The sequence below is a fragment of the Alteromonas sp. ABM1_013 genome (assembly GCF_056160505.1).
In genome coordinates this window covers 1-24,192 of sequence record NZ_JBSWXH010000006.1, presented here as the reverse complement: position 1 = coordinate 24,192, position 24,192 = coordinate 1, and the positions used below count along the sequence as shown (strand labels likewise).

At 43.3% G+C, this 24,192-nt stretch carries 23 protein-coding genes and 1 rRNA gene; 12 read left to right on the top strand and 12 right to left on the bottom strand.

Features of this window, described 5'->3' with window-relative positions; genetic code table 11:
* Nucleotides 1–48: 48 nt before the first annotated feature.
* Nucleotides 49–537, top strand: a complete 489-nt coding sequence (gene coaD, locus ACXAGK_RS17310) for a pantetheine-phosphate adenylyltransferase (protein ID WP_039222500.1) — start codon at nucleotides 49–51, stop codon at nucleotides 535–537.
* A gap of 117 nt (nucleotides 538–654) precedes the next feature.
* Here coaD and mutM read toward each other — a convergent pair whose 3' ends face one another.
* From mutM to radC, 9 genes are all read right to left on the bottom strand, one after another.
* Nucleotides 655–1,464, bottom strand: coding sequence for a bifunctional DNA-formamidopyrimidine glycosylase/DNA-(apurinic or apyrimidinic site) lyase (gene mutM, locus ACXAGK_RS17305; RefSeq protein ID WP_474857193.1), 810 nt, complete (start codon nucleotides 1,462–1,464; stop codon nucleotides 655–657).
* On the bottom strand, nucleotides 1,465–1,929 hold the full coding sequence (locus ACXAGK_RS17300) for a hypothetical protein (protein ID WP_474857192.1): 465 nt from the start codon (nucleotides 1,927–1,929) through the stop codon (nucleotides 1,465–1,467).
* 372 nt (nucleotides 1,930–2,301) lie between these two features.
* On the bottom strand, nucleotides 2,302–2,457 hold the full coding sequence (gene rpmG, locus ACXAGK_RS17295) for a 50S ribosomal protein L33 (protein ID WP_012516577.1): 156 nt from the start codon (nucleotides 2,455–2,457) through the stop codon (nucleotides 2,302–2,304).
* Between the two features lie 11 nt (nucleotides 2,458–2,468).
* Nucleotides 2,469–2,705 (bottom strand): 50S ribosomal protein L28, encoded by a 237-nt coding sequence (gene rpmB / locus ACXAGK_RS17290; RefSeq protein WP_012516576.1) that lies wholly within the window; start codon nucleotides 2,703–2,705, stop codon nucleotides 2,469–2,471.
* Nucleotides 2,706–3,035: 330 nt separating this feature from the next.
* Complete coding sequence (locus ACXAGK_RS17285) at nucleotides 3,036–5,150, bottom strand: YjbH domain-containing protein (protein WP_474857191.1); 2,115 nt, start codon at nucleotides 5,148–5,150, stop codon at nucleotides 3,036–3,038.
* A complete protein-coding gene (locus ACXAGK_RS17280; protein ID WP_474857190.1) occupies nucleotides 5,147–5,896 on the bottom strand; it encodes a capsule biosynthesis GfcC family protein in 750 nt (249 codons plus the stop codon). The genes ACXAGK_RS17285 and ACXAGK_RS17280 overlap by 4 nt, the downstream gene beginning before the upstream one ends.
* Entirely contained in the window at nucleotides 5,896–6,585 is a 690-nt protein-coding gene (locus ACXAGK_RS17275) for a YjbF family lipoprotein (RefSeq protein ID WP_474857189.1), read from the bottom strand. The genes ACXAGK_RS17280 and ACXAGK_RS17275 overlap by 1 nt, the downstream gene beginning before the upstream one ends.
* Nucleotides 6,586–6,679: 94 nt before the next feature.
* On the bottom strand, nucleotides 6,680–7,033 hold the full coding sequence (locus ACXAGK_RS17270; RefSeq protein WP_474857188.1) for a hypothetical protein: 354 nt from the start codon (nucleotides 7,031–7,033) through the stop codon (nucleotides 6,680–6,682).
* A gap of 92 nt (nucleotides 7,034–7,125) precedes the next feature.
* The gene (radC, locus tag ACXAGK_RS17265) at nucleotides 7,126–7,803 is read right to left on the bottom strand and encodes a RadC family protein (RefSeq protein ID WP_474857187.1); all 678 of its coding nucleotides are present in this window, start codon (nucleotides 7,801–7,803) and stop codon (nucleotides 7,126–7,128) included.
* Between the two features lie 205 nt (nucleotides 7,804–8,008).
* On the opposite strand from radC, the gene coaBC reads away from it, so the two are divergent.
* Complete coding sequence (gene coaBC / locus ACXAGK_RS17260; RefSeq protein ID WP_474857186.1) at nucleotides 8,009–9,238, top strand: bifunctional phosphopantothenoylcysteine decarboxylase/phosphopantothenate--cysteine ligase CoaBC; 1,230 nt, start codon at nucleotides 8,009–8,011, stop codon at nucleotides 9,236–9,238.
* A 115-nt stretch (nucleotides 9,239–9,353) separates the two neighbouring features.
* Entirely contained in the window at nucleotides 9,354–9,941 is a 588-nt protein-coding gene (gene slmA / locus ACXAGK_RS17255; RefSeq protein WP_012516568.1) for a nucleoid occlusion factor SlmA, read from the top strand.
* A gap of 82 nt (nucleotides 9,942–10,023) precedes the next feature.
* Here slmA and ACXAGK_RS17250 read toward each other — a convergent pair whose 3' ends face one another.
* Nucleotides 10,024–11,088: a CDP-glycerol glycerophosphotransferase family protein gene (locus tag ACXAGK_RS17250; protein ID WP_474857185.1), complete on the bottom strand. Its 1,065-nt coding sequence runs from the start codon at nucleotides 11,086–11,088 to the stop codon at nucleotides 10,024–10,026.
* Nucleotides 11,089–11,195: 107 nt separating this feature from the next.
* On the opposite strand from ACXAGK_RS17250, the gene ACXAGK_RS17245 reads away from it, so the two are divergent.
* Nucleotides 11,196–12,038 (top strand): adenylyltransferase/cytidyltransferase family protein, encoded by an 843-nt coding sequence (locus ACXAGK_RS17245; RefSeq protein WP_474857184.1) that lies wholly within the window; start codon nucleotides 11,196–11,198, stop codon nucleotides 12,036–12,038.
* A 45-nt stretch (nucleotides 12,039–12,083) separates the two neighbouring features.
* On the opposite strand, the gene ACXAGK_RS17240 is transcribed toward ACXAGK_RS17245, so the two are convergent.
* Nucleotides 12,084–13,721 carry a M28 family metallopeptidase gene (locus ACXAGK_RS17240; RefSeq protein ID WP_474857183.1) on the bottom strand — a complete coding sequence of 546 codons (1,638 nt, stop codon included), beginning with the start codon at nucleotides 13,719–13,721 and terminating at the stop codon, nucleotides 12,084–12,086.
* A gap of 188 nt (nucleotides 13,722–13,909) precedes the next feature.
* On the opposite strand from ACXAGK_RS17240, the gene ACXAGK_RS17235 reads away from it, so the two are divergent.
* The 8 genes from ACXAGK_RS17235 (at nucleotide 13,910) to ACXAGK_RS17200 (ending at nucleotide 23,791) form a co-directional block, all read left to right on the top strand.
* Nucleotides 13,910–14,245, top strand: coding sequence for a DUF1820 family protein (locus ACXAGK_RS17235; protein ID WP_136783251.1), 336 nt, complete (start codon nucleotides 13,910–13,912; stop codon nucleotides 14,243–14,245).
* Nucleotides 14,246–14,284: 39 nt separating this feature from the next.
* On the top strand, nucleotides 14,285–16,036 hold the full coding sequence (locus ACXAGK_RS17230) for a DUF885 domain-containing protein (protein ID WP_474857182.1): 1,752 nt from the start codon (nucleotides 14,285–14,287) through the stop codon (nucleotides 16,034–16,036).
* A gap of 2 nt (nucleotides 16,037–16,038) precedes the next feature.
* Complete coding sequence (locus ACXAGK_RS17225; RefSeq protein WP_474857181.1) at nucleotides 16,039–16,551, top strand: hypothetical protein; 513 nt, start codon at nucleotides 16,039–16,041, stop codon at nucleotides 16,549–16,551.
* Between the two features lie 249 nt (nucleotides 16,552–16,800).
* Nucleotides 16,801–17,553, top strand: coding sequence for a recombinase RecA (locus ACXAGK_RS17220; protein ID WP_474857180.1), 753 nt, complete (start codon nucleotides 16,801–16,803; stop codon nucleotides 17,551–17,553).
* The gene (locus ACXAGK_RS17215) at nucleotides 17,499–19,040 is read left to right on the top strand and encodes a Y-family DNA polymerase (RefSeq protein WP_474857179.1); all 1,542 of its coding nucleotides are present in this window, start codon (nucleotides 17,499–17,501) and stop codon (nucleotides 19,038–19,040) included. Before ACXAGK_RS17220 ends, ACXAGK_RS17215 begins: the two co-directional genes overlap by 55 nt.
* Before the next feature lie 35 nt (nucleotides 19,041–19,075).
* A complete protein-coding gene (locus ACXAGK_RS17210; protein ID WP_474857178.1) occupies nucleotides 19,076–22,165 on the top strand; it encodes an error-prone DNA polymerase in 3,090 nt (1,029 codons plus the stop codon).
* 138 nt (nucleotides 22,166–22,303) lie between these two features.
* Entirely contained in the window at nucleotides 22,304–23,095 is a 792-nt protein-coding gene (locus ACXAGK_RS17205; RefSeq protein ID WP_474857177.1) for a hypothetical protein, read from the top strand.
* A 165-nt stretch (nucleotides 23,096–23,260) separates the two neighbouring features.
* Entirely contained in the window at nucleotides 23,261–23,791 is a 531-nt protein-coding gene (locus tag ACXAGK_RS17200) for an acyloxyacyl hydrolase (RefSeq protein WP_474857176.1), read from the top strand.
* 91 nt (nucleotides 23,792–23,882) lie between these two features.
* Here ACXAGK_RS17200 and rrf read toward each other — a convergent pair.
* Nucleotides 23,883–23,998: ribosomal RNA gene (gene rrf / locus ACXAGK_RS17195) — 5S ribosomal RNA — on the bottom strand.
* Between the last annotated feature and the right edge of the window lie 194 nt (nucleotides 23,999–24,192).

Here is a 24,192-nt window from a genome sequence, read left to right as displayed (position 1 = left end):
GTAGCCCAGTTGAACCTATAAACCCTATACGACAATAAGATTCAATTTATGCACACTAGAGCACTTTACCCAGGTACTTTCGACCCAATTACTAACGGTCATGCAGACCTTATTGAGCGAGCATCTCAGCTATTCTCTCACGTTATCGTGGCTATCGCGTCTAACCCCAGTAAAAAGCCGCTTTTTACATTAGAGGAACGGGTAGAAATGATAAAGAAAGTTACTGCCGATCTGCCTAATGTTGAAGTAGTAGGATTTACTGGTCTACTAGCGGACTTTGCGGATGAACAAAACGCGACTATTTTGATTCGGGGTTTACGCGCGGTATCGGATTTCGAATACGAATTCCAGCTGGCCAATATGAATCGACGCCTAAACCCGAAGCTTGAAAGCGTATTTCTAACTCCAGCTGAAGAGAACTCGTTTATTTCTTCTACTCTAGTGAAAGAAGTAGCCTTGCATCGCGGGGCCGTAGGTGGTTTTTGCCACCCCGTAGTAGAGCAAGCGTTAAGAGACAGGCTAGGTAAAAAGAGCTAGGTAAACCGGCGTTGTTCAGTACAGCCTGTTTACAGTATTGTGTTGCTTTAAGCTATCCTTCTAGCTGTAAACCTTTCTAGTTGTGACTCTTTTTTGGCTATGACTCTTTTTTAGCTATTAGCGTTGGCAGCGTGTACAGAAAAAGGTGTTTCGCTGTCCTATTACCTTGCTTTCAATGGCTTTGCCACACACTTCGCAAGGCTCACCTTTTCTTCCATACACATTTAAATGCTGTGCAAAGTAGCCTGGCGTACCATCGGTTTGTGCAAAGTCTTTGAGCGTAGTGCCGCCCTGCTCGATAGCTTTAGCGAGCACTTGCTTTATTGTTGCAGTAAGTGACTTGTAACGAGCGGCGCTAATATTGCCCGCGGCTCTTCTCGGGTCGATGCCTGCTAGAAACAAGGCTTCGTTTGCATAGATATTGCCTACACCCACAACGATAGCGTTATCCATTATGAAGTTCTTTACCGGACCTTTGCGGTTGCGCGATAAACTGAACAAACGTTTATCGTCAAAGTCGTCTGTAAGAGGTTCAGGGCCCAAGTTGTCGAACATTGATTGTTGTGTATTGGGCGCCTGAAATAAAACCGCCCCAAAGCGTCTAGGGTCGTTTAAACGCAAACACTTACCAGTATTTAAAACAATGTCCACGTGGTCGTGTTTCACAACGGGTGTACTTGCGTCAATAACCCGCAGTTTACCTGACATACCTAGATGTAAAACCAGTGTACCTGTAGCAGTTTCAATTAGCAGATATTTCGCCCTACGCTTTACCGCTATTACCTTTTGTCCCTCAACCAGTGAGACTTCCTCTGGTATGGGCCAGCGCATTCTACGTTCTCTTACCACCACTTGAGTAATGGTATTGCCGATTAGATGAGGTGATACGCCCAACCGGCTTACTTCAACTTCTGGTAATTCAGGCATTTATAGTGTCCAGGGTAATAATTTATCAAGGTCGGTATTGGTTAATGTGTACCAGTTATTTTCGAATTTGATCACTACCGGTGATGTATTAGGATAAATAGCGTAAACCTTGCCGTCGCTATTACCCGCCAGCCACACCACTACAATAAACGGCTGCGTATTCAAGACCGATTCAGGCACTTCAGTTGCTGGATTCAACATAGCTCTTTGCCAATGTGAAAACTGCTCATCAGGTTTTACTGCGAGGCTGGTGTTAAGACCTTTTTGACGCCATTGTTGCCCAACACGTTCCAGGCTGTTGTTATCATGCTCAATCTTTAGCACGTAAGCATCTTCAGGTAACAAACTAAGTGTTTGTATCGTATTTTTCTTCGGTAGCAAACTGTCTAAGTTAAACAGTGCAATCATAATAAGCATCGCAATGATAACGACGTTGTTCATTGCCCGCTGAGAAATTCTTGCCACGCGTTGTTCCTGTAAAGTGGTCGACTATAAATACCGGAATATAGTAATACCTCACTCTCTTATAAGCTAACTCAATATTTTTAGATGGCTTTGAAAATGTATGGGCGTTTGTTTACATAAACCATGAGCTGCTTAGCGTTTGGTGCTGAGCTTTATGTGTCTTGAACTTTTAGAAGCAAACTTTTTTCAGGCTGATGGCAACGTCTGATCTGATATAGACAAGGCCATTATTGACCTATGAATTATTTGGGATCATTTGTGCGCTACGTTGCGATCTCGCTGAGATCTGAGGGATATACGAACAATTGCTAGAGTTAAAAAAGCAAAAAACCCAGCAAAGGCTGGGTTTTCGTGGAGACAAAAGCAAGCTAATTACTTGATTTTGGCCTCTTTGAACATAACGTGCTTACGCACAACGGGATCATACTTTTTGATCTCCATTTTGCCAGGCATGTTACGCTTGTTTTTATCAGTGGTGTAGAAGAAACCTGTACCTGCTGAAGAAACTAGTTTAATTTTATCACGCATTGTCGGCTTCCTTAGATTTTCTCACCACGGGCACGGATGTCAGTTAGTACTGAATCAATACCTTTCTTATCGATGATACGCATGCCTTTAGCAGACAAACGTAGTTTTACAAAACGGCTTTCGCTCTCAACCCAAAAACGGTGTGTTTGAAGGTTTGGTAAAAAGCGACGACGAGTCGCATTTCGTGCGTGTGAACGGTTATTACCAACCGTTGGACGCTTACCTGTTACTTGGCATACTCTTGACATTGTATTTGTCTCCAGAACAACGATAACTGTCGCGTCAGTTAATCCCAAGCGCTCAAACAGTGGTTGGGTCAAATGACGTATTACTATAAATTAGAGGGCGCATTTTATACAGCAAAGGCAGGATCATTTCAATAAGAAAGTACAAAAAGGTTACTTTTACGTACTATTTTTGCACAAAATACCACCAGCACTCATTTTTCACGGCCTGTATTGTACTTTTCTCTTCGCAGTTAAGCTACGAATAAATACCCAATCTACGCTTTAATTTCATAGTTAAATTGAAATATCTACGGGCAAAAAAAACGCCACATTCACGTGGCGCTTTTCTATTTAGTCAAAAAAAGGCGACCTAACTTCAGTTAAATCTATCAATCTTGAAGGTCGGCGTAACATTTGCCCACCGTCACGAGAGATTGGTACCCAAGGGAATAATCCTCGCCCTTTCGACGGCTCTAGCAAGAACAAATCGGTAGGAATGGAAATATAGAAGCCTTTAGTAAAACTTCCCTCTCCATATTCTTCTGACGATACATCAGTAAAGGCAGCGTAAGCACCTACTATAATGCCGCTATCAAAGCGCTTGGCGTAATCAATATTCACGCCTTTATCTTTCGCCAAGAATTGACCCGCACTAACAGTAATTTGTGTATCATCTAGGAATTCAGGCTGCCAATAGACACTTGCATGGCCGGTTATCGTATCGTAATCCTCTAAGCCTGTTTGGCTGTAAGGATCACGCTGCTTAACGTAGTTGATATCGATGCCGTAGGCGACATTACTATCGACAGGGCGATAAAGAATTTCACCACCTACACCAGCAAACATGGTTTCTAGATAACCTGCGTATGCTTGAGCATAAAGGTCGTCAGCGATATCGTCTTTGTAATGTAAAAACGCGGTATCTAACCATACATCATTTTCAGACACATATTCACGTACCCGGGTACGTACGCGAGGTAAAGACACGTCTTCACCATCTACGAGGTAATTAAACTTGTCGAAGTTATCAAGAAGCGTCACTCGTGCACTACTCACCACCGAGAAGTTTTCATTAAACGCATAGCCACCGTTGAGTAATAGCCCAGTTTGATAAAGGTAGAAGTCTTCTGGGTTACCAAATGACTGGGTGAAAAAGAAGTCAGCACTGTAGAAGAAACCAGAGGTATTTTCAGGGTGGTATGCTTCTTTTATTTCTTCAGAAGGCGATGTTCTCACGTAAGTTTCCGTTATATCGGCATCGACCGATTCGTATCGCGCTGCTGAGATAAAGGCTTCGGCGTCTATTTGAGTATCGACCAGTGGAAGGCCACCGCGATTATCTACCATATGATAGGTTTTAACGCTATCTGGAAGCTCTGAAGCCGCAACACGACCTACCCGCTCGATAGCTTCATCTTGGTCGCGGTATTTGACCTGCGTTCCGTAGAAGGTCGCGCTATCTTCTTTAATTTCAGCATCGGATAAGAGGAAACCACCTGAGTTATAAAGATCGTTATAAAGACGTGATTTATTTACATCTTTAATATTGGATGGCGCATTTCTTCCCATTAAGTTTCGCGGCGCATCGTCAAATTTGATCTGTGATGCTGTGTTCATGTTGAAGCGATATGTCACGCCAAAACCAATGGTATTTCCACGTTGGTAATTTAACGAGAAATCAAAGTCTTTGTAGCGATATACCGCGCCTACATTCCAGCGAGAATCTTGCTCTAACTGACCGGCTCTGTCACGTGAGTAATCGTTCCCTTCAAACTCTAGCTTTAGCGTTAAAGGTTCCCACGGCGTTTGGTACTCTACGCCACCAAAGAAGGCAGTGGTACCTTTAAAAAATTGATCGTAATCGACCTTACCACCACGGCCTGAGAACCCGCCAGGGCGTTCACAAAAGCTGTCTCTAACCTCACAAAATGGGTTAGTGATATCGTCAGCTGTTCCTAAATATCCCCAGCCTAAGCCTAAATGGAAATCAAACGGCCCCACCGATTTACTGGCGTTTACGTATTCGCTTTCGAAGAAGCCTGTGCCACCGAAGTCTCTAAAACCAACGCTAATATCTGGTAGGTAATAACTTTCTTTCCATAGCCTGAATTTAACGTCTAGGCCCTTATCTTTTAAGGTTTGGTCGCCACTGAATGATTCAACTTGGCTATATAAACGTGTACGTACATCGGTATAGCGAGCGGTCGCTTCCATCCAATCATAAAGCTGGATATTAACTGACCAAAAACGATATTCACCATTATCGGTATAGTTAATGGCCATTCCGCCTTCGTCGCGCATACGCGCGGTTGGCGTTTGGATCAGCCCGTTACCACCTTGAACCATCTGCGAAGGCGTAACCCGAAGTTGAGTATCAGCAAGCGTGGCAGAAGACAATGCGCTGCCAATTACCAGCGCGAGTGTTTTTTTCTTAGATACTTTTTTCTTAAATATTGGCGCACTCATTGAGGTAAGACCCTATGTACAGCTAACGCGGCAACCCGCTCATTTAATTGCTTAAGCTTATTGCTGAAAAGCTCTGAAGAAATAGGCACGTAAACCTGGCTACCCGGCATAAGCTGAGCAAAATCTAAATTCCAGTAAGCAATACCCTTCTCTTCTATATTGCCCACGGGGTCAATGACGTAAACAACGCTTCTGTCGGCGTCTACCGCCTTTTTAACCGTATGAGCCGCCGTATAAATTGAGGTATCGCTTTGATGTTGATAAGCGCCTGGCTTTATTACCGCGCCCGAGAAATGCACTACGTTAGGGCGCCCATTCAAACGGATCCAATATTTACCCGGCTGGAACATAGGGTTGTCTTCGAAGAACAACCTAGCTCGGTTGTAAGAGATAGGCATATTAATGCGCGTTGACACTGTCCATGATGACACTTGTTCAAACAAATTCTGTAGCGCTTTGTGAGTGTCTGAGTCTTTATCAAAGCTAGCCAGCAGTTCTCTTATTTGAGACAGCGCTATTTCTTTTTCTCTTTCAGCTGTTGGATTGGTTAAATCAAATGCAGAAGCTGTAGGCCAATACCAATCGCCATTATCAGCCACTATAGACAACACACTTGATAACCTGATTGGTCGGTCGAACTGATAAGTTTGCTTGTTCACCATAACGCTTACAAGCCCGTCATTGGCATATAAACTAGTAGATGTAATAAGACCTAAGGCAATAAAAAGCGTAGAAATAAACTTCATTATTGCGTTACTCCTTGTTTGTTCATCTCACGTACTACACGGCTTAGATAAACCATGTCGTACACGTCTCCCTTAGGGCTGAACTGTTGCTTTGTGGCCATCAGTTCTTTCGTATGTTTGTGCAAGAAGTAGGTATTTTCCCACGACAGACCCACGTCAATAAACGGGGTATATTCTGAAAAGTCTACGGTTTCTACGACTTTAATAAGGGGCACAGTAAAGCCTAGGTATTCGTGGGTTTCCTCGCCCACAATTCGCCATGAAGAGTCTACTGGAACACCATAGCCAATTGCGTCGATATCCACTTTACGCTTCCAGCTAAAAGGCAAAACATCGTTGGTGGCTAACGGATTATGCTGCAAATTTCCTGTATAAAAGAGGTCGTTATCTAAACCTTCAGTTTTAACAATTATGCCGTGATGCATGGTGAAGATGACTCTATCACCCGACACCCATTTATACTTATCACCGTCAATATAGGCTAATGCAAGAGAGGCTGCGTCTCGCTCCCCCGCTTTAATTTGCATAATATCCGCCTTACTCGCTGCAATTTCTTCAACGGTGTAAGTTACCGTGCGGTCTTTAAAAGCAAGTTTAAGCGTATTGTAATAAGCGAGTGTTGTTGTGGAACAACCCGAAAGAGAAAGGCAAAGAAAGCCGATAAGGGCCGATAGAATATGTAGTTTCATTAAAGTACGCCGACAAACACTAAGAATGATGAAATTTTGCTGTATAAATAAAAAAAGCCGCTAAAAGAAGCGGCTTTTTCGAATACTCTTAAATTTACTGTACGGTCGGCGCGTAAGTAAATGTAACAGGCACAGTAATTGTCTTAGTTACAGTGCTTGTACCAGAAGTAGTAACAGTAACGGTGTTAGTTGTACCAACACATACGCCGTCTACTAGTGGATCGTCACCTTCACAAGTAGGATCAGTTGGAGTAGTGCCACCATTTCCTGGCGCGTCTGCAGAGTTGTTGTTTGCAACACCAGCAATGATACCAGCAGCAACAACACCAGTAGCGATCATGCCACCACTTACGCCACCAATACCTGAAGTTCCACCTTCGTTATCTTGTGCGTTAACACCAGCTACCATAGTAGCAGCTGCAAACAATGCAATAATTGACTTCTTCATAACAGTCCTTTAATAAAATTACCCACTAAGTCCTATGCTAAATCATTTTCAACCATTTGACTAGATTATAATCGACAAATGACTTAGAAATCTTATGTTAGCAAGCCACGCTGCGCAAATGAAATAGTTTCTTTATCTCCAACCACAAAATGATCAAGCACAGGCACGTCGATCGATGCCATGGCATTTTTGATCTCGGCTGTTAACCGAATGTCTGCATGGCTAGGTTCTGCTACGCCTGAAGGGTGATTATGGACCAAAATGATCGCCGCCGCATTGTCGATCATAACCTGCTTGATCAATTCTCTCGGATACACTGCAGCGCTATTGATCGTTCCGTTAAACATGGTACGAAAAGCGATAAGTTGATGTTGGCTATCAAGCATCAAAAGCGCAAACTTTTCCCTTTCGCAGTCTCTTAATTTGGCCTGCAAGTAACGCTTAGTGTCATCTACGTTGTTAAATACATCTTGGCGTTTAAGTTTTATTTCTAAATTACGCTTAAAAATTTCAAACCCTGCTTGGAACTGGGCATACTTACACGGCCCGATGCCAGACACCTTTGCATAGCTTTCTTTTGTCGCAGTTACCACACCTCGCAAACCCCCTAATTCATTTAGCAATTCGTGCGCTACAGATAAGGCGCTCTTTCCTTTAACACCTTTACCCAGCAACACTGCGATAAGCTCAGCGTCACTTAAGCTTTCTGCACCTTGCTGTAGTAGCTTTTCTCTTGGCCTTTCACTTATCGGCCATACTTTTATCGACATGTACTTGGTCCGTTAACTCAATAAAACAGTGGTTATAGTTGAATTGGAAGAGATTAACGACTGTATAAAAGGCGGGTTTCTTGTTTTGAAGTTGAGCAGATAAAAGACAAACAGTATCTAAACGCCAAGATCGACTTTTGTTCAGCTATCCGATTTTTTGTCACCATGGTAGGCTAATATTAATATTTAGATTTAGTGTTCTTTTATGTCTATTGCTAATAAAAACATTTTGCTGGGCGTGACGGGCGGTATTGCCGCTTACAAAGCCCCAGATTTAGTGCGAAAGCTCACCGCATTAGGTGCAAACGTACGTGTTGTTGTTACCGACTCTGCTGCAGAGTTCGTGAGCACTTTATCGCTTCAAGCTGTGTCAGGAAACCCGGTGCATCAGCATCTTTTAGACCCTGCGGCTGAAGCCGCGATGGGACATATCGAATTAGCAAAATGGGCCGACATCCTACTTATCGCGCCAGCCACAGCAAACACTATCGCTAAACTTGCTCACGGCATGGCAGACGATTTACTAACCACGCTCTATTTGGCCACAACCGCTACGCTTTTTGTTGCCCCAGCAATGAACCAGCAAATGTGGAAAGCGTCGGCGACACAGCGCAATATTGCTACACTTCAAGAAGACGGTGTAACCTTTATTGGCCCAGCAAGTGGTGAGCAAGCTTGTGGTGATGTAGGCTCAGGCCGCATGGTTGAACCTGTAGATATCGCCAATGCATTAAATGACAATGAAGATAAGTCTTCAGAGTTGGCATTAGCATTAACAAACCTAGCGGGAAAACAAATCACGATTACCGCAGGGCCAACCAGAGAGCCGTTAGACCCGGTACGCTATATCTCTAATCACAGCTCTGGAAAGATGGGGTTTGCTATTGCGCAAGCTGCGGCTGAAGCGGGCGCGAACGTAACGCTAGTTGCAGGGCCAGTAACGCTTTCTACGCCTACCCTTTGTAACCGTATCGATGTCACCACCGCAGATGAAATGCTTAAGGCCTGCGAAGAACTTGTGCCTTCAACAGATATTTTTATTAGCACTGCAGCGGTTGCCGACTATAAGGCATGCTCAGTGGCGGACAATAAAATAAAGAAAACAGGAGATGAGTTAACACTTACTTTTGTTAAAAACCCTGATATTCTAGCAACTGTATCTAACAGACAAGACCGCCCATTTTGCGTGGGCTTCGCAGCTGAAAGCCAAAATGTGGAAGATTATGCCCGCGGTAAGCTTACTAAAAAGAAGCTAGATATGATTGCGGCAAATGATATAACGGCTGAAGGTCTGGGGTTTAATAGCGATAAAAACGCGCTGCATGTAATATGGCAAGACGGTGATAAGCAATTGCCTGCCACCAGCAAAAATGCGTTAGCCGAGCAGCTGCTAGCGCTTATTGCAGAACGTTTTGCTTTCAACAATAAAAACTAACAGATACTTATTAAGTGTCGATAATAAAAACGATAAATATAAACGCTTTGGCGTAAGCCAACTTAACATGGAGCCCGGGTTGCTATAACTCGGTAGCGGAGGAACCACTTTCGTCATGCCTGCTGTCAAAAAAACAAATCGCAGAGCCCAAATTCTGCAAGCACTTGCTGGAATGTTAGAAACCAGCCCAGGTCAACGTATCACTACTGCTAAGTTAGCGGAAAAAGTCGGGGTGTCTGAAGCGGCACTGTATCGTCATTTTCCCAGTAAAGCGCGAATGTTTGAAGGGCTTATTGAATTTATTGAAGAAACGCTTTTTACGCGTATCAACAAAATTGTTAATGAAGAAAAAGACTCGCTCACGCGCTGTCAGCTAATTCTTCACCTTATTTTAGGCTTTGCAGAGAAGAACCCAGGCATTACCCGTATTTTAAACGGCGATGCGTTAATGGGTGAACAAGACCGACTACGTGCGCGTATCGCCAAGCTTTTTGAACGTTTAGAAACCCAGCTTAAACAAGTGCTAAGAGAGCGCAAGCTGCGTGAAGGGAAAACCCTTTCCGCCGATGAAGCGATCATCGCCAATATGATGATTTGCTATACCGATGGACGTATCAACGGCTTTATTCGCAGCGGCTTTACCCGTAAGCCTACCGAGCAATTCAATGAACAATGGGCCGCGTTTAAACAAATGTTTGTGTAAGGCGCTAGGTTTAAACTAAGCATCAGTTTTTTGCATATTACTGATGCTTTGTTCTGGCTCATTTCAACACTACTATCCGCAGTTAGTTTTTCTCAATATAATCAACTATGCGTAGCGAGCTTTTACCATCAGTAGGACCTACGTGATCTTCGGTATATGCCTCACGCTCTTCTTTATATAAATCTCTATTTTCTAATTGCTTTTCTATCGCGCCTCGTAGTTCTTTATAGCTGTTTATATGAAGCCCTATATTCTGATAAATCACGTTATCTTTACCAAAGCGCTTCTTAAAGCGGTATTTGAAAATACCCCGATATGACCACTTCAACTTAAAGAAGTTACATACGATTACAGGTTTAGTTAACGCGACAAACTCAAAGAGTGTGCTCGATGCTTCACTGACTAAAATATCTGCTTCTTTCATAAAAGGAAGTAAAGATATGTCTGTTTCGGTTGCTACATAGGTGTTACTAAACTCTCCCCACTTTTTCAATTTTTTCCGCTGATTTTTGTAAGCTTCACGGGAGTAGGTGAAAGTGTGCGGCTTGATAAGAATATTGAAATCAGGAAAGTGGCTTGGCCAATTATCAGGAAAACATTCAAGTGAACTTGGGTTAAAAGTGGGGGCAAACAATAGGGTCGGCTTATTCTCATCCAAACCTAGTTCAGCGTACTTTAAACCTGTTTCTGTATTGTTAAATAAGGGGTCGAGCTTGGAAAAGCCAACCTGAACAAACTCGTCATTCGGATATAGCTCTCTAATCTTAGCTAAGCGTAATTTACCCTCTATAAACCTAACCGTCATAGGCGTAGCGGATTTGTGATAGTAGCTAGGTTTAGGCCCAATACCATGACCAAGTTGTGCGGTTTTACTGGCTTTGTGAATATCATCTAAGTAAGGAAAGCCATTGCCAAAGAAAATCCAGTCAGGGGACTCTTTCAAATAAAAGTCTCTGGCGGCTTTATCATCATCTACCCAGCAAAACTCATAGCCTAGCGACAATAAAACTTGTTCGAATTTCTGAACGTTGTTTTTATTGCTATAGCAAACGAGTTTAACTTTATGACCGCGCTTAGCAAGTTCTTCACATATAGGAATAAATTGAGGTAAGTAATACACATTGACAGTGTCAAAAGCTATCTTCATAAAATTTCTTATAATTATTTATTGTTAGTATCAAAAAAATAAGCGACTGGGCGTAATACTTAATTTGTATTACAGTGTGTAACAGTATCATTTATAGAATAAAATTTATGCTTAACACTACCCTATCTAAATTCGGTTATCCTGATAATCTTATAAAAACATACGATTATTGGCATGTTTTACTCAGACCTGGACAGGTAACCCTTGGTTCATTAGTTCTTATATGTAAAGAAAATGTCTTTAACTATTCTGATATTTCAGAAGAGGCGGCTAGAGAACAAAAGATCGTTGTTGCGGATATAGAAAAAGTGCTCAAAAAACGCTTTAACTTCTGCAAAATAAACTATTTAATGTTAATGATGGTGGATCCTGCTGTCCATTTCCACGTTATTCCTCGTTATGAACATCCCGTGATTTTTTGCGAAGAATCTTTTGAAGACAAGCACTGGCCTAAGCCACCTGTCTTAAGCGAAAAGCTTGAATTAGATGATGATTATTTTGCTGAATTAAGAGCAACGTTACGCGCTGACTTTGCATTACTTTCATCTACGAACGCATCCGAGACAGGTAAAAAATATCAAAGAATGTATACGTCAGGCTGCTTTGACATTTTCCACCAAGGTCATCTAAATATACTGAAGAAGACAAAAGCGCTTTGTGATTATTTGATTGTAGGTGTCTCTACCGACGATCTCATCGAGAAGTCTAAAGGACGCCCACCGCTTATCCCGTTTGAGGAACGAATTTCCATCCTCGAGTCCAACCGATATGTGGATGAAGTTATCCCTCAGGTGGATAAAAATAAACAAAGAGTGGTAGATGAATACAATATTGATGCGATTTCAGTGGGTTCTGATTGGAAGGGAAAATATCCTAGCGTAACCTGTGATATGGTTTATTTTGACTATACACCCAACGTTAGCTCTACCGTCCTTAAAAGAAAGCTATAACAGCGTTATGAGCTAGCAGTGACCTGCTAGCTCATGCATAGCCGTTTACTTACTAAACGTGTTACCAAAGAAGTCGCCATCGTTCCACTTAGGCTTATTCTTTTGGTTTGCTAACGTCCAACCGATTTGTGCGTTGACCTTAGTGAACGTCTCTGCAGCATTCCAGTTAAATGGCTGACTAATATCATCGCTAGGCTTGTGATAGTGCGTAGATAAGAACTTACCAAATACCTTGCTGCCATCTACGTTAGGATCTTTTGATTTAAGACCAGGCACCATAAATACTGAAGGTACACCTTGTTTTACAAACGCATAGTGATCTGAGCGAGTAAACAGCGCCTGCTCGGGCCATGGGTCTGGGCTTAGCTCGATATCGGCATTAGCTGCAGCTTTTTCCACTGATTCTTGCAAATCACTATGGTTAGCACCAAAGGCTATAACATCAGCAAACTCGTAGGTCAGAATTGGCATATCTAGGTTTACGTTTGCCACCATTGATGTAACAGGTACGGTCGGGTTACGGGCAAAATAGTCTGCACCTAACAGGCCTTTCTCTTCACCGGTTACCGACACGAACAGAATTGAGCGCTTTGGCTTTTCTTTCATTTCGCTAAACAGGCGTGCAGTTTCTAACATCACTGATGTGCCCGACGCATTGTCCATAGCACCATTGTTAATGTTGTCTTTCTTCACTGTTTTGGCAAAACCAATGTGATCAGAGTGAGCAGAGAAAACCACGTACTCGTTTTTAAGCTCAGGATCTGAGCCTTCTAATATACCTACAACATTTGGGCTTGTAATGGTGTCGTGCACGCTCTTCTTGCTGATATCTACCACACCGTTTAGCGCAAAACCTTGCGGTACTTTATCTGCTTCAAGCTGTGCATAAACGTCATCAAGGCTCTTTTCTGCGCCTTCAAATAACTTACGCGCAGCCCCTTCACTCATGTAAGCTCCGCCTTTAAGCTGAGAAAAGCTATTTGCAGGCTGACCACTGTCGTCTAACCAGGCCATACGCGGTGTATGAATATAGTTCAAGCGGCTTTGATAAGGGCGCACTTTTTCATTTTTGGGCGTAGTAATAGTGATCATGCCAATAGCACCATTGTCTACCGCATACTTTTGCTTTTGATAGCCAGATGCAAAGTGAGCGCCCTCTTCTGATGGAAAGTCGCTTGGCTTACCAGCAAGGGCCACAACAATCTTACCTTCTACATCTAGGTCTTTGTAATCGTTGTGAGATAGCTCGTCAGCTACAATACCGTAGCCGACAAATACCATTTCGCCTTTTACATTGCCCTCAGTGCTGAGCAAACTCGGGCTAGCTAAGTACTCTTTTGGATAATCAAAATCAATGGTCTCGCCGTTTTGGGTGAAGGTAAACTTAGGAGACTCTTGAACCAGATTAGCTTTACGAAACGATACGTTTTGTACGTAACCGTCTGTACCTGCCGGCTTCAAACCATATTTGGCAAATTCGGTAGCAATATAAAGCGCCGCAATTTCATGACCGCGAGAGCCAGTATCACGACCTTCAAGTAAGTCATCTGCTAAGAAAAACAGGTGTGATTTAATTCGCTGTGTATCAGGGTTAAAAGCATTGTCTGTCGATGCGTGGTTGTGAGCAGTAGCAGCAAAGGTCATTGCTGTCATTGCACTACCTATTAGTAGTTTTTTTATCATTGTAATTTCACCGTATAACTAAGTGTGCGTCATGGTAACGCAGTTAATAGGCGAAATACCATTAAACTGCTTACGTTTACCATGTGTTTCCTACCGTTGCTCGCATTTTAGGAGCAAGGTAAAATTGTTAGTCAAACGCCGGAGCAGATTCCGGGAGTATTTATATTTTTTAGTGAAGAGCAGCATCCATGTCGAAAGACGATATTCTTTACCGCGTTCAATTCATCAGCAATGGAGAACGTTACGAACTTTACGTTAGAGCCCTTACTCAGGGCGCTTTGTTTGGCTTCATCGAGATAGGTGACTTTGTGTGGGATACCCATACGAGCGTTGTTGTTGACCCTAGTCATGAAAGGTTAAAAGCTGAATTTTCAGAAGTAACAAAAACTTATATTCCTATGCACAACGTTTTACGCATTGACGCCGTAAATAAAAAAGGAACCGCCAAAATTACTAAATTAGAAAATAAATCTGATAAAGTAACTGCTTTCCCTAGCCCAATATATACACCAACGAAAGAGTAGCCACCGGCGTCAAACCGGTGAAGGTTACCGGAGACCCTTATGTATCGCTATCTGTTAGCAGCATTACTATTTATTTGCAGCGTTAGTTCACCTGCAAAAAGCCTTGATGATGAAAGCTTATACCAACTACTTGATGACATTTGGCAGTATGAGCTTTCGGTTTCCCCGCTTTTAGCCTCTCGCCAAGGCGATAGTTCCTTGGCCCATGTGCTACCTGATATTTCGCCCGAAGCACTTAAAGCACAAAATGAACAATGGCGTGCGTTTCAAAAAGCCTTAAATCAGTACAAAAAAGACAATATCTCTACTGACGCTTTTATTGCTTTGCTAATGCAGCAATACCGTTTAGCCAACTATGTGGATGAGTATACCTATCGCGCGCACTTAGTGCCCATCAATTCAGAATATGGCTTTCATGGTGCCATGGCCTCGCTTCCCAATTTATCAACCTTTAAGCGCGTAGAAGACTATCAAGCATACATTAGCCGCTTAAACGCACTTAAGCCTTATTTTAACCAGCAAATTACTTACATGAAGCAGGCGCTAAAAGAAGGCTACACGCAGCCTAAAGTCGTGCTGAAAGGGTTTGAAGATTCGGTGGCGTCTTACATTGTTGAAAATGCAGTGGACAGTGGTTTTTATTCTCCGTTTGCTCGTTTTCCTGAGTACTTTACTGCCGAGCAAAAGGCAGCGCTTGCAAAGAAAGGCAAAGCAGCAATAAACAACAGTGTGCTGCCTGCGTATCAAATGTTTTACGACTTTATGGTAGAGGAATACATTCCTAATGCCCGTGAAGATATTGCCGCAAACAATTGGCCTGACGGTGTGGCGTATTACGCTAATAGAGCCAAGCATTACACCACCACGGATATGACCCCTCAGGAAATCCATGATTTGGGTTTGTCTGAAGTAAAACGCATTCGCGCGCAAATGCAGCAAATTGTAGATGAGCTTGGCTTTGATGGCGACATTAACGACTTCATTAGGTTTTTACGCGAAGACCCGCAATTCTATGCCACCAGCGCTGAAGATTTGCTAAAAGAGGCGTCGTTTATTGCAAAGAAAATGGACGCAAAGCTTCCTTCGCTCTTTGAGTATTTGCCAAGAACGCCCTACGGTGTAGCGCCTGTACCAGACGCTATCGCGCCTAAGTATACAACGGGTCGTTACATCCACCCTAGCCGCGATGATCAGCCAGGATATTACTGGGTAAATACTTATGCCCTTGATAAGCGCCCTTTGTATGCACTGCCTGCTTTGACATTACACGAAGCGGTGCCAGGCCATCACCTTCAAATATCGCTGGCAGCAGAGCTTGAAGACTTACCTATGGTACGCCGTAACACCTATATTTCAGCGTTTGGTGAAGGCTGGGGACTGTACTCTGAGTTTTTAGGTATTGAAGCAGGTATTTACGAAACGCCATACGACAACTTTGGTCGTTTAAGCTACGAAATGTGGCGTGCGTGTCGTTTGGTTGTGGATACCGGTATGCACACGATGGGCTGGAGCCGTCAACAAGCGGTGGACTATATGATGGAAAACACCGCGCTTTCAGAACACAACGTTAATACGGAAATAGACCGCTATATCTCTTGGCCAGCGCAAGCGCTGTCATACAAAATTGGTGAAATCAAAATAAAAAGCCTTCGCGAAAAAGCAGAGACTGCTTTAGGTGAGCGTTTTGACGTGCGCAAATTCCACCGCGCGGTGTTAGAAAATGGCTCAGTTCCACTTTTCATATTGGAACAAAATATCAACACGTTTATAGAAGAACAAAAGGCACAATAAACATGATCGTTGCATTTGGTGTTATTGGATTACTTATCCTGTTTTTAATTTACTTTGTGCTGCGAGCGCAGAACTTACAGAAAGAGCTGGCGCTGTTGCGCCACTCGAATAAGCAGACTAGTAACAAGGTTACGTATGCTTATCGCAATCTTGTTCTTGTTACAGATGCGTTGGAAAAAAACCTTACCGCGCGTATTGAAAGTGCCTATAAAAGCCGCCTTATCGACCAAACTCAATATAATGCGCTGCACCCGCTTATGCGCAACTTTTCAACCATTATTATGGCTTGTTGTGAAAAAGGCATGTCTCTTGAAGAGTCTTTAAATAAAGCATTGCAGAATGAAGAAGTGACGCTTGAGGAAATTCGTGAGGTGGTGAAAGCACTTCCTAGCAACGTGCGTATGGTGTGGTCAAAAAATACCGCTGATGGTTTTATTGCTTTTTGCCAAACCGTTACAGCAACCGTAAGCGGTACTGCAGCAAAATCACAAAAAGAACCTTCATCACAAGAGTAGCCTCTTACTCTTATCCCCATGTTAGCGTCGATAAAGTGCTAATTACGCGTTAGGGTCGCCCGCTTTACTGTGTTGTTAGGATTGGCGGCCCTCGTCTATATCACTACTCTTTTAAAAGTTTAATCTTTTTACCTTTCCAAACTAATCAGTAAGTTAGCGCTTAAAACAACAAGTCAAAAACCTTTTGTCTTGAAAAGGGTTATTGCTGCACTATAATACTGTATAAAAATACAGTTTATTTTGAGTGCCATGAACAAATCGTTATCCGTGCTTAACAACCATCCGCATATTTGGCGGGCCAGAGATAAGAAGCAAAGTGAAGCAAAGCTTTCGCTGGGTTTTCCGCGTCTGGATAAAGCGCTTAACGGTGGCGTTGCCTCTACGGGGCTTGTACGTATTGCCTCACTAACCGGCGTGGGAGAGCTTTCGCTCTTTAAACAGGTTATTTGCCAGCATCGCACGCATAAACTGGTGGTATTTATTAACCCTCCTGGGCTACTACAGTCGCCGTGGTTAGAAAATCTGGGGCTTAAAGCGCAGCAAGTGCTGGTAGTAAAAACAAGTGCAGAACAAGAATCATTATGGGCAGCAGAACAGTGCTTAAAAAGTACGGCTTGCCATTGCGTGGTGCTGTGGAGTAATGCTGTAAACCCAAAAGAAGCACGGCGCCTACAGGTAGCAGCAACGCATAACGATGCGCTGTGCTTGCTGTATACTCCACCGCAACAGCAGGCCTTACAGTTAGGCTCCCAAAAAGCCGACATTGGGAGCGATTCACAAGCCACCCTTTCGAATCAAAGCGACAGTGCATTACCCATTACTTTAGATATTGCATTAAAAGGTAACCCCCATGCTTTGGCAGTGAGCATACGCAAGCAGCGTCATGGGTGGCCCAAAGATAACATTGTTATTTCTCATCAGTGGACCCCTGACAATCAGGCCATTAAATGGGCCATGGCACACAACACGCTTTCCGACAAGGCGCTACACTCTGTGAGCTAATAATGTTGTGGGCTTATATTTACTGCTATCAACTTACTTTAGACAGCCACATAAAAGCGGCTAAAACTAAGCGTGCGCCCAGGCAAGGGTCTAGAGACGAATCTAACGGAAGTTCTTCTTCATTACCGTCAAATACACCTATTGCTGTGTATTGCAGTAAAACCAACAAAATTACGCAGTGTAATGATATTGCGAAAAAAGAAGGCATTGAAATTGGTCATGGACTTGCCCAAGCCGCGGCGCTGTGCCCCTACGTGCATATTCTGCCTTTCAGTGAAGAAGCCGAAAAGCATATGCTGACGCAGCTAGCCCATAGGCTGTATCCTCTTGCTTCTGACATCGTACTAGACAGCCACATTCATTCGAATGGCGTAAATGGTCTGGCAGTAAGGCTAGATAACCTAATCCATTACTATGGCGGGCATAAGCCGCTGTGGAAAACCCTAACTCAAGCACTCGCAGAGGCAAATATTCGCTATCATTTTGCTAGTGCATGGACGATTGAGGCCGCAAAGGTATTAGCCCTTCATAAACATAACACCTATATGCATGCGACAGATGATATAAAAAAAGCGCTAAGTACATGCCCGCTTTCTATTACTGCTTTGTCATCTAAAGTCATTGAGGCCTTGGCAAGGGTAGGTGTTACCCGTGTACAGCAACTGTTGGCCATGCCGGTACAAGAGTTGGGGCGGCGCTTCGACAATAACACCATTATGTATCTTACTGCGCTCAGAGGAGAAACTTTTCCCCGCGTTACGCTATTTAGGCCTTTAGAGCATTTTGATAACTTTACTTTATTGCCTTTTGATATTGAAAACACGCAGCACCTAACACCTTTTGTCACACAGCAGTTTGAGCATTTGTCTCACTATTTACGGGCCAGGAACTTATATACATCAAGCATAAGCGTGCATATTCATTTCAGAGAAGCTCCTGTATTGGATATTAATATTCGCTCTGCAATGCCTCAGTCTTCGGTGCATAGTTGGCTACCACTGTTTAGCCTTAAAACTGAAAGCTTGGAGTTACCTGAGCCTGCCACAGCGATTGCGCTTACCTGTCAGCAGTTTGAAGAAATGGATACGCAGAATGGCGATTTTTTTAGCGACAGATTTAACGATATCGCACAGAAGCAATTGATTGGCCGCTTAAACGCCAAGCTAGGCGATAACAGTACGTTTCAACCTCGCGCTGCCGACAGCCATCAGTTTGAATATATGACGGTGACAGAGTCGAGCGCCGGTGACGGCACCGGTAATTATGCTTATAGCAGTGACATTACGCCCACCTTTACCTTTGATACACCTAAGCCGCTTATTCAGACGACCCAGATTTGCTTTGGCCCTGTGCGATTACACCGCGAGTGGTGGCATGACAGCCCAACAAAGCGAGATTATTTCATCGCCCAGACTGAGCAATGTGTAAGGCTTTTAGTATTTAAAGATGAAGAGAGCCGCTGGTGGGTACAGGGCCTTTTTTGTTAGCCACATGCGGTTAAAGAAGAGGGAAAGGCGAAACCATGAAATACAGCGAACTCTTTTGCCAAAGTAACTATAGCTTTCTTTGCGGAGCCTCCTCTCCTGCAGAGCTTGTGACCACGGCTTCTTTTCTTGGCTATGACGCGCTTGCTATTACAGATGAGTGCTCAGTAGCGGGGGTTGTACGGGCTTTCGATGAAATTAAGCATCAGGGTCTGCCTATTAAGCTTATTGTTGGCAGTTACTTTGTATTCGATGACACTTTATCTTTTGTACTGCTGTGCCCGAACAAACCAGCCTACAGTGAACTGTGCCGAATTATAACTAACGCGAGACGTCGCTCTGAAAAAGGAGAATATCAACTGGCCGAGTGGGACTTACGTACCATTCGTCACTGCAAATTCATTTGGCTACCTAGCGGAAAAGAAGCCCACGACAAACATTGGGCTGAGTGGCTGCAAAAACACCCTAGCATTGATGCCTATATCGGTGCTCAGCGTCTATTAGACGGGCAGGATCATCAGAGGTTTGCGCACTACAACCATTTACAGTCTGCCTACCCCTTTCCTGTTATCGCCTGTACCGGTGTACTTATGCATCACGCTGACAGGCTGCCGCTTCAACATGTTCTGCATGCCACACAACAGCATACCAGTGTAGATAAAATAGGTCGGGAAGCATTGAGTAACGCAGAACGTAGTCTGCGCACCATACAAAAAATAAAGAAGCTCTACCCTGAGAAGTGGATAGCCAATACCAATGCCCTAGCCCAGGTATTCACGTTTTCTTTAGAAGAGTTGCGCTATCACTATCCTTCGGAACTGGTGCCAGAAGGGTATACGCCTACATCGTATTTACGGGAGCGCGTAGAAGCCGGTATTAAAGTGCGCTTTCCAGAAGGTATAACCTCTGAAATCCGCCAAATTATAGAAAAAGAACTGACACTTATTGCCGAACAAGAATACGAGTATTTCTTTTTAACCATTTACGATATTGTTCAGTTTGCCAAGCGACAGCGCATTTTGTATCAAGGGCGAGGCTCTGCAGCTAACTCTGTGGTGTGCTATTGCTTGGAAATAACCGCGGTAGATCCAAGGCAAATAAGCGTACTATTCGAGCGTTTCATATCTAAAGAACGTAACGAGCCGCCCGATATTGATGTGGATTTCGAGCATCAGCGCCGTGAAGAGATCATTCAATACATTTATCAAAAATACGGCAGAGAAAGGACCGCTATCGCGGCTACCGTTATTTGCTACCGCTTTAAATCAGCGTTTAAAGATGTGGGTAAAGCGCTTGGCTTTAGCGAGTCACAACTTGATTTTGTAGTTAAACAAATCAATCGTCGAGACAGCGTTATTCCGTGGAAATCTCAGCTAGCGGGGCTTGGGTTAAACCCTGAGGAGCCTAGAGTACAGCAGTTAATTACCCTTACCGAAGCTTTACTAGGCACGCCCCGACATCTGTCGCAGCATGTAGGCGGTTTTGTTATTAGCGCAGGACCGCTTTACGACCTTGTACCCGTTGAGAACGCCGCAATGGAAGACCGTACCATCATTCAATGGGATAAGGATGACATTGAAACCTTGGGCTTGCTAAAAGTAGATGTGCTGGCGCTAGGGATGCTAAGCGCTATTCGTCGTGCATTCTCTCTTATCAATAAACAATACTCTGTTGAAACCAGTATTCCATTTATCACTAAGCTCGGAGATGACAAACAGGTATTCGATATGATCTGTCGTGCCGATACCGTAGGCGTTTTTCAAATAGAATCACGGGCTCAGATGTCTATGCTGCCAAGGTTAAAGCCCCGCCGCTATTACGATTTGGTCGTACAAATAGCCATTGTACGGCCAGGCCCGATTCAGGGCGATATGGTCCACCCTTATTTGATACGTCGCCACGGAAACGAAACCATTAGCTACCCATCTAAAGATGTGAAAAAGGTGCTCTCTCGCACTATGGGTGTGCCTATCTTTCAAGAACAAGTGATTCAGCTTGCTATGGTTGCCGCTGGCTTCAGTGGCGGAGAAGCCGATCAGTTGCGACGCGCTATGGCTAGCTGGAAAAAAGACGGCAGAATTTTTGAGTTCAGAGATAAGCTCATTAAGGGTATGACGGATAAAGGTTATGAAAGTACGTTCGCTCATAACTTATTTGAACAAATCAAAGGCTTTGCAGGGTACGGTTTTCCCGAGTCTCACTCAGCGTCTTTTGCGGTATTGGCTTATGTGTCTTGCTGGTTGAAATTTTACTTCCCCGTAGAGTTTTACGTGGCGCTATTAAATAGCTGGCCCATGGGGTTTTATTCTCCTTCTCAGTTAGTTCAAGACGCTAAGCGCCATCATATACGGGTGGAGGCGCCCTGCGTGAACCAGTCAAACACAGAGCACACTTTAATTGTAAAAGGCCAAGAAAAGTACATACAACTTGGTCTTAAGCTTATTAAAGGTTTAAGTGAAGCGTCGTCCCAGATTATTGTGGAAAACCGTACAGCAAAAGGCTACAACAACGTTGAACAGTTACAGCAGCTTTCGCTTAAAAGTAATGAGCTAGAGGCACTTGCCAGCGCCGATGCGCTTCGTACTATTTCAGGGAACCGGTACGAAACTCGCTGGCGAATTATGGATACACAAACGCGTTTACCGCTATTTGATACCGATGATTTTTATGCAGATAAAAGTGCCGCCCCCCTTGGCGCTAAACCTTCTGAAGCAGAAAACTTACTTGAAGATTATGCCTCGACAGGCTTGTCTGTAAATAACCATCCTATTTCATTGCTTAGGCAACAACATGAGCTTAAAGACATAAGCTGGTCAAATTCACTTAAAGACAAAAAAAATAAGTCTGTAATTAAAGTACTTGGGGCAGTAACTGGTCGACAGGCCCCAGGTACTGCCGCAGGCGTTACCTTTCTAACTTTAGAAGATGATATAGGCAATATGAATGTTGTGGTATGGCAAGCTACGGCGCGAGCTCAGCAACAAACTTTCTTGAAAGCTAAGCTTCTTCAAGTTAACGGCATTATTGAACGCTCTAAAGAGGGGGTTATTCACATTATAGCGGGTAAGCTTATCGACCGTACACCTTGGCTTGAAAAGCTGACATTAAACTCTAGAGATTTTCACTGAATTTTTTACAGCGGCAAAGTAATAGATTATGGTGTGCTATACCGTTATTGTTTGATTAATAACTTTCTTCTTTGTGAAGTAACATACAAATAATTCCGCTATACCTGTAGTGAACAGTTGTCATTTTTGGAGTATAAAATGATGCGATGGATAGCGCTTTGTATTATCTGCTTAATCAGTCTTAGCAGCTACGCAGATAAATATATAGTTGGCGCACAAAATTTAGCATACTTCCCTCACTATGATTTTTCTTCGCCAGTAGATAAAGGTGTGGCGTGGTCAATTCTAGAAGCGTTTTCTGAAGCTTCTGGGCACGAATTTATTTATTTGAGTTTGCCTATAAGACGGCTTCAACTCGAGCTAGTTAAAGGTAATGTTGATTTTGTATACCCTGATAACAGAGGCTGGTATAACAGCATCACCACATCAAGCGATAAGCATTTTTCACTGCCCTTAACCAATGCAATAACAGGAACTATCGTTAAACAAGAAAATGTTGGACAAGGTATTGATGAGATAAAGCATCTAGCCATGCCACTAGGTTTCACACCAGTAAACTGGCAACAAAGAATAGACAGTAAACGTACAAAAATTACTTGGGTTACGAATATACAGCAGGGCTTAGCCCTTCTATACCAAGAGCGCGTCGACGGGTTAGATTTGGAATACTTTGTCAGTCAAAGCTCTGCACCGCTAGCGTATGAGAAAGGCGCGTTTACTTTAGATTTAACGCTCCCACATAACGAAATCCCTTTTTCTTTGTCTACCCTTTATCATAAAGACATTATTAGTGAACTGAATGATTTCATATCCTCAAACCCCGAATTAATTGATAGTATAAAAGCGAAATACGGAATAACCCCGTTTGAGCAATTGTCTCAGCAGCTTCTTAACGAACAAGGATTGGAAATTGAAGAGGTTTGGAATTAATAAAAACGCGCTATGGAAACCCTTGTAAAAACTTCAATAATGTCAGTAAAGTAGAGTTTCTAAAACTAAAGCCCCACTAATTCTAGAGCCCTATCCGACTGAAATAGCGGCTTTTTTTTGATTGGATAATTTTTTGCTTGTTGATCATCAGATCAAGGAGCAATCATGAAACACTTATCACTACTTTTATTTTCTTTTTTAATCATTTTTACCGCTAATAGCGCGCAGGCAAGGCAAACTGTCAGTGTCGACTATATGCACGGATTTGATGATATCGACGGTATGCGCTTCGCATATAGACCTCTTGAACAAACATTAGCGACAGATTGGTTTGGCGACATAAAGCTTTACTGGGAAGTGAGCGCGGTTGTTTGGGAATATGGCGAGAACGATACGCACAGTACAAGTTATGGCGCATCACTGACTCCTGTTTTTATGAAACAGGTAACCACACTATATGACAAGTATCCTGTATATATAGAAGCAGGTATTGGCGCAAGCTACATTGGCGATCAAAAAGTGGCTGGTAAAGATATTGGGTCTAACTACCAATTTGAAGACAGATTAGGTGTGTTTGTAGAAATCGATAAGAAGCAACATGTTGCTCTGCGTTACATGCACTTTTCAAACGGTGGCTTTAACAACGACAACCCAGGACTAGACTTCCTTAACTTATCATACGCCTACCATTTCTAAAGAAATGGGGTCAGTGTAGTGACTCTGACCCCACTATTTTCTTTCGTCTAAACGCAAAAAACCCGCCGTTAGGCGGGTTTTTCTTAATGGGACCTGGCAGTGTCCTACTCTCACATGGGGAAACCCCACACTACCATTGGCGCTAATACGTTTCACTTCTGAGTTCGAAATGGTTTCAGGTGGTACCGTATCGCTATGGCTGCCAGGAAAAACTGGTTTGCAGTAGCGTTTACTGCGTAAAGCTGATGCTCTATCAACTTCACTAAATTCTGTTAGCTTACATACATGGATGCTATAGCTTCTATATAAAGCAAAAAACCCGCCGTTAGGCGGGTTTTTCTTAATGGGACCTGGCAGTGTCCTACTCTCACATGGGGAAGCCCCACACTACCATCGGCGCT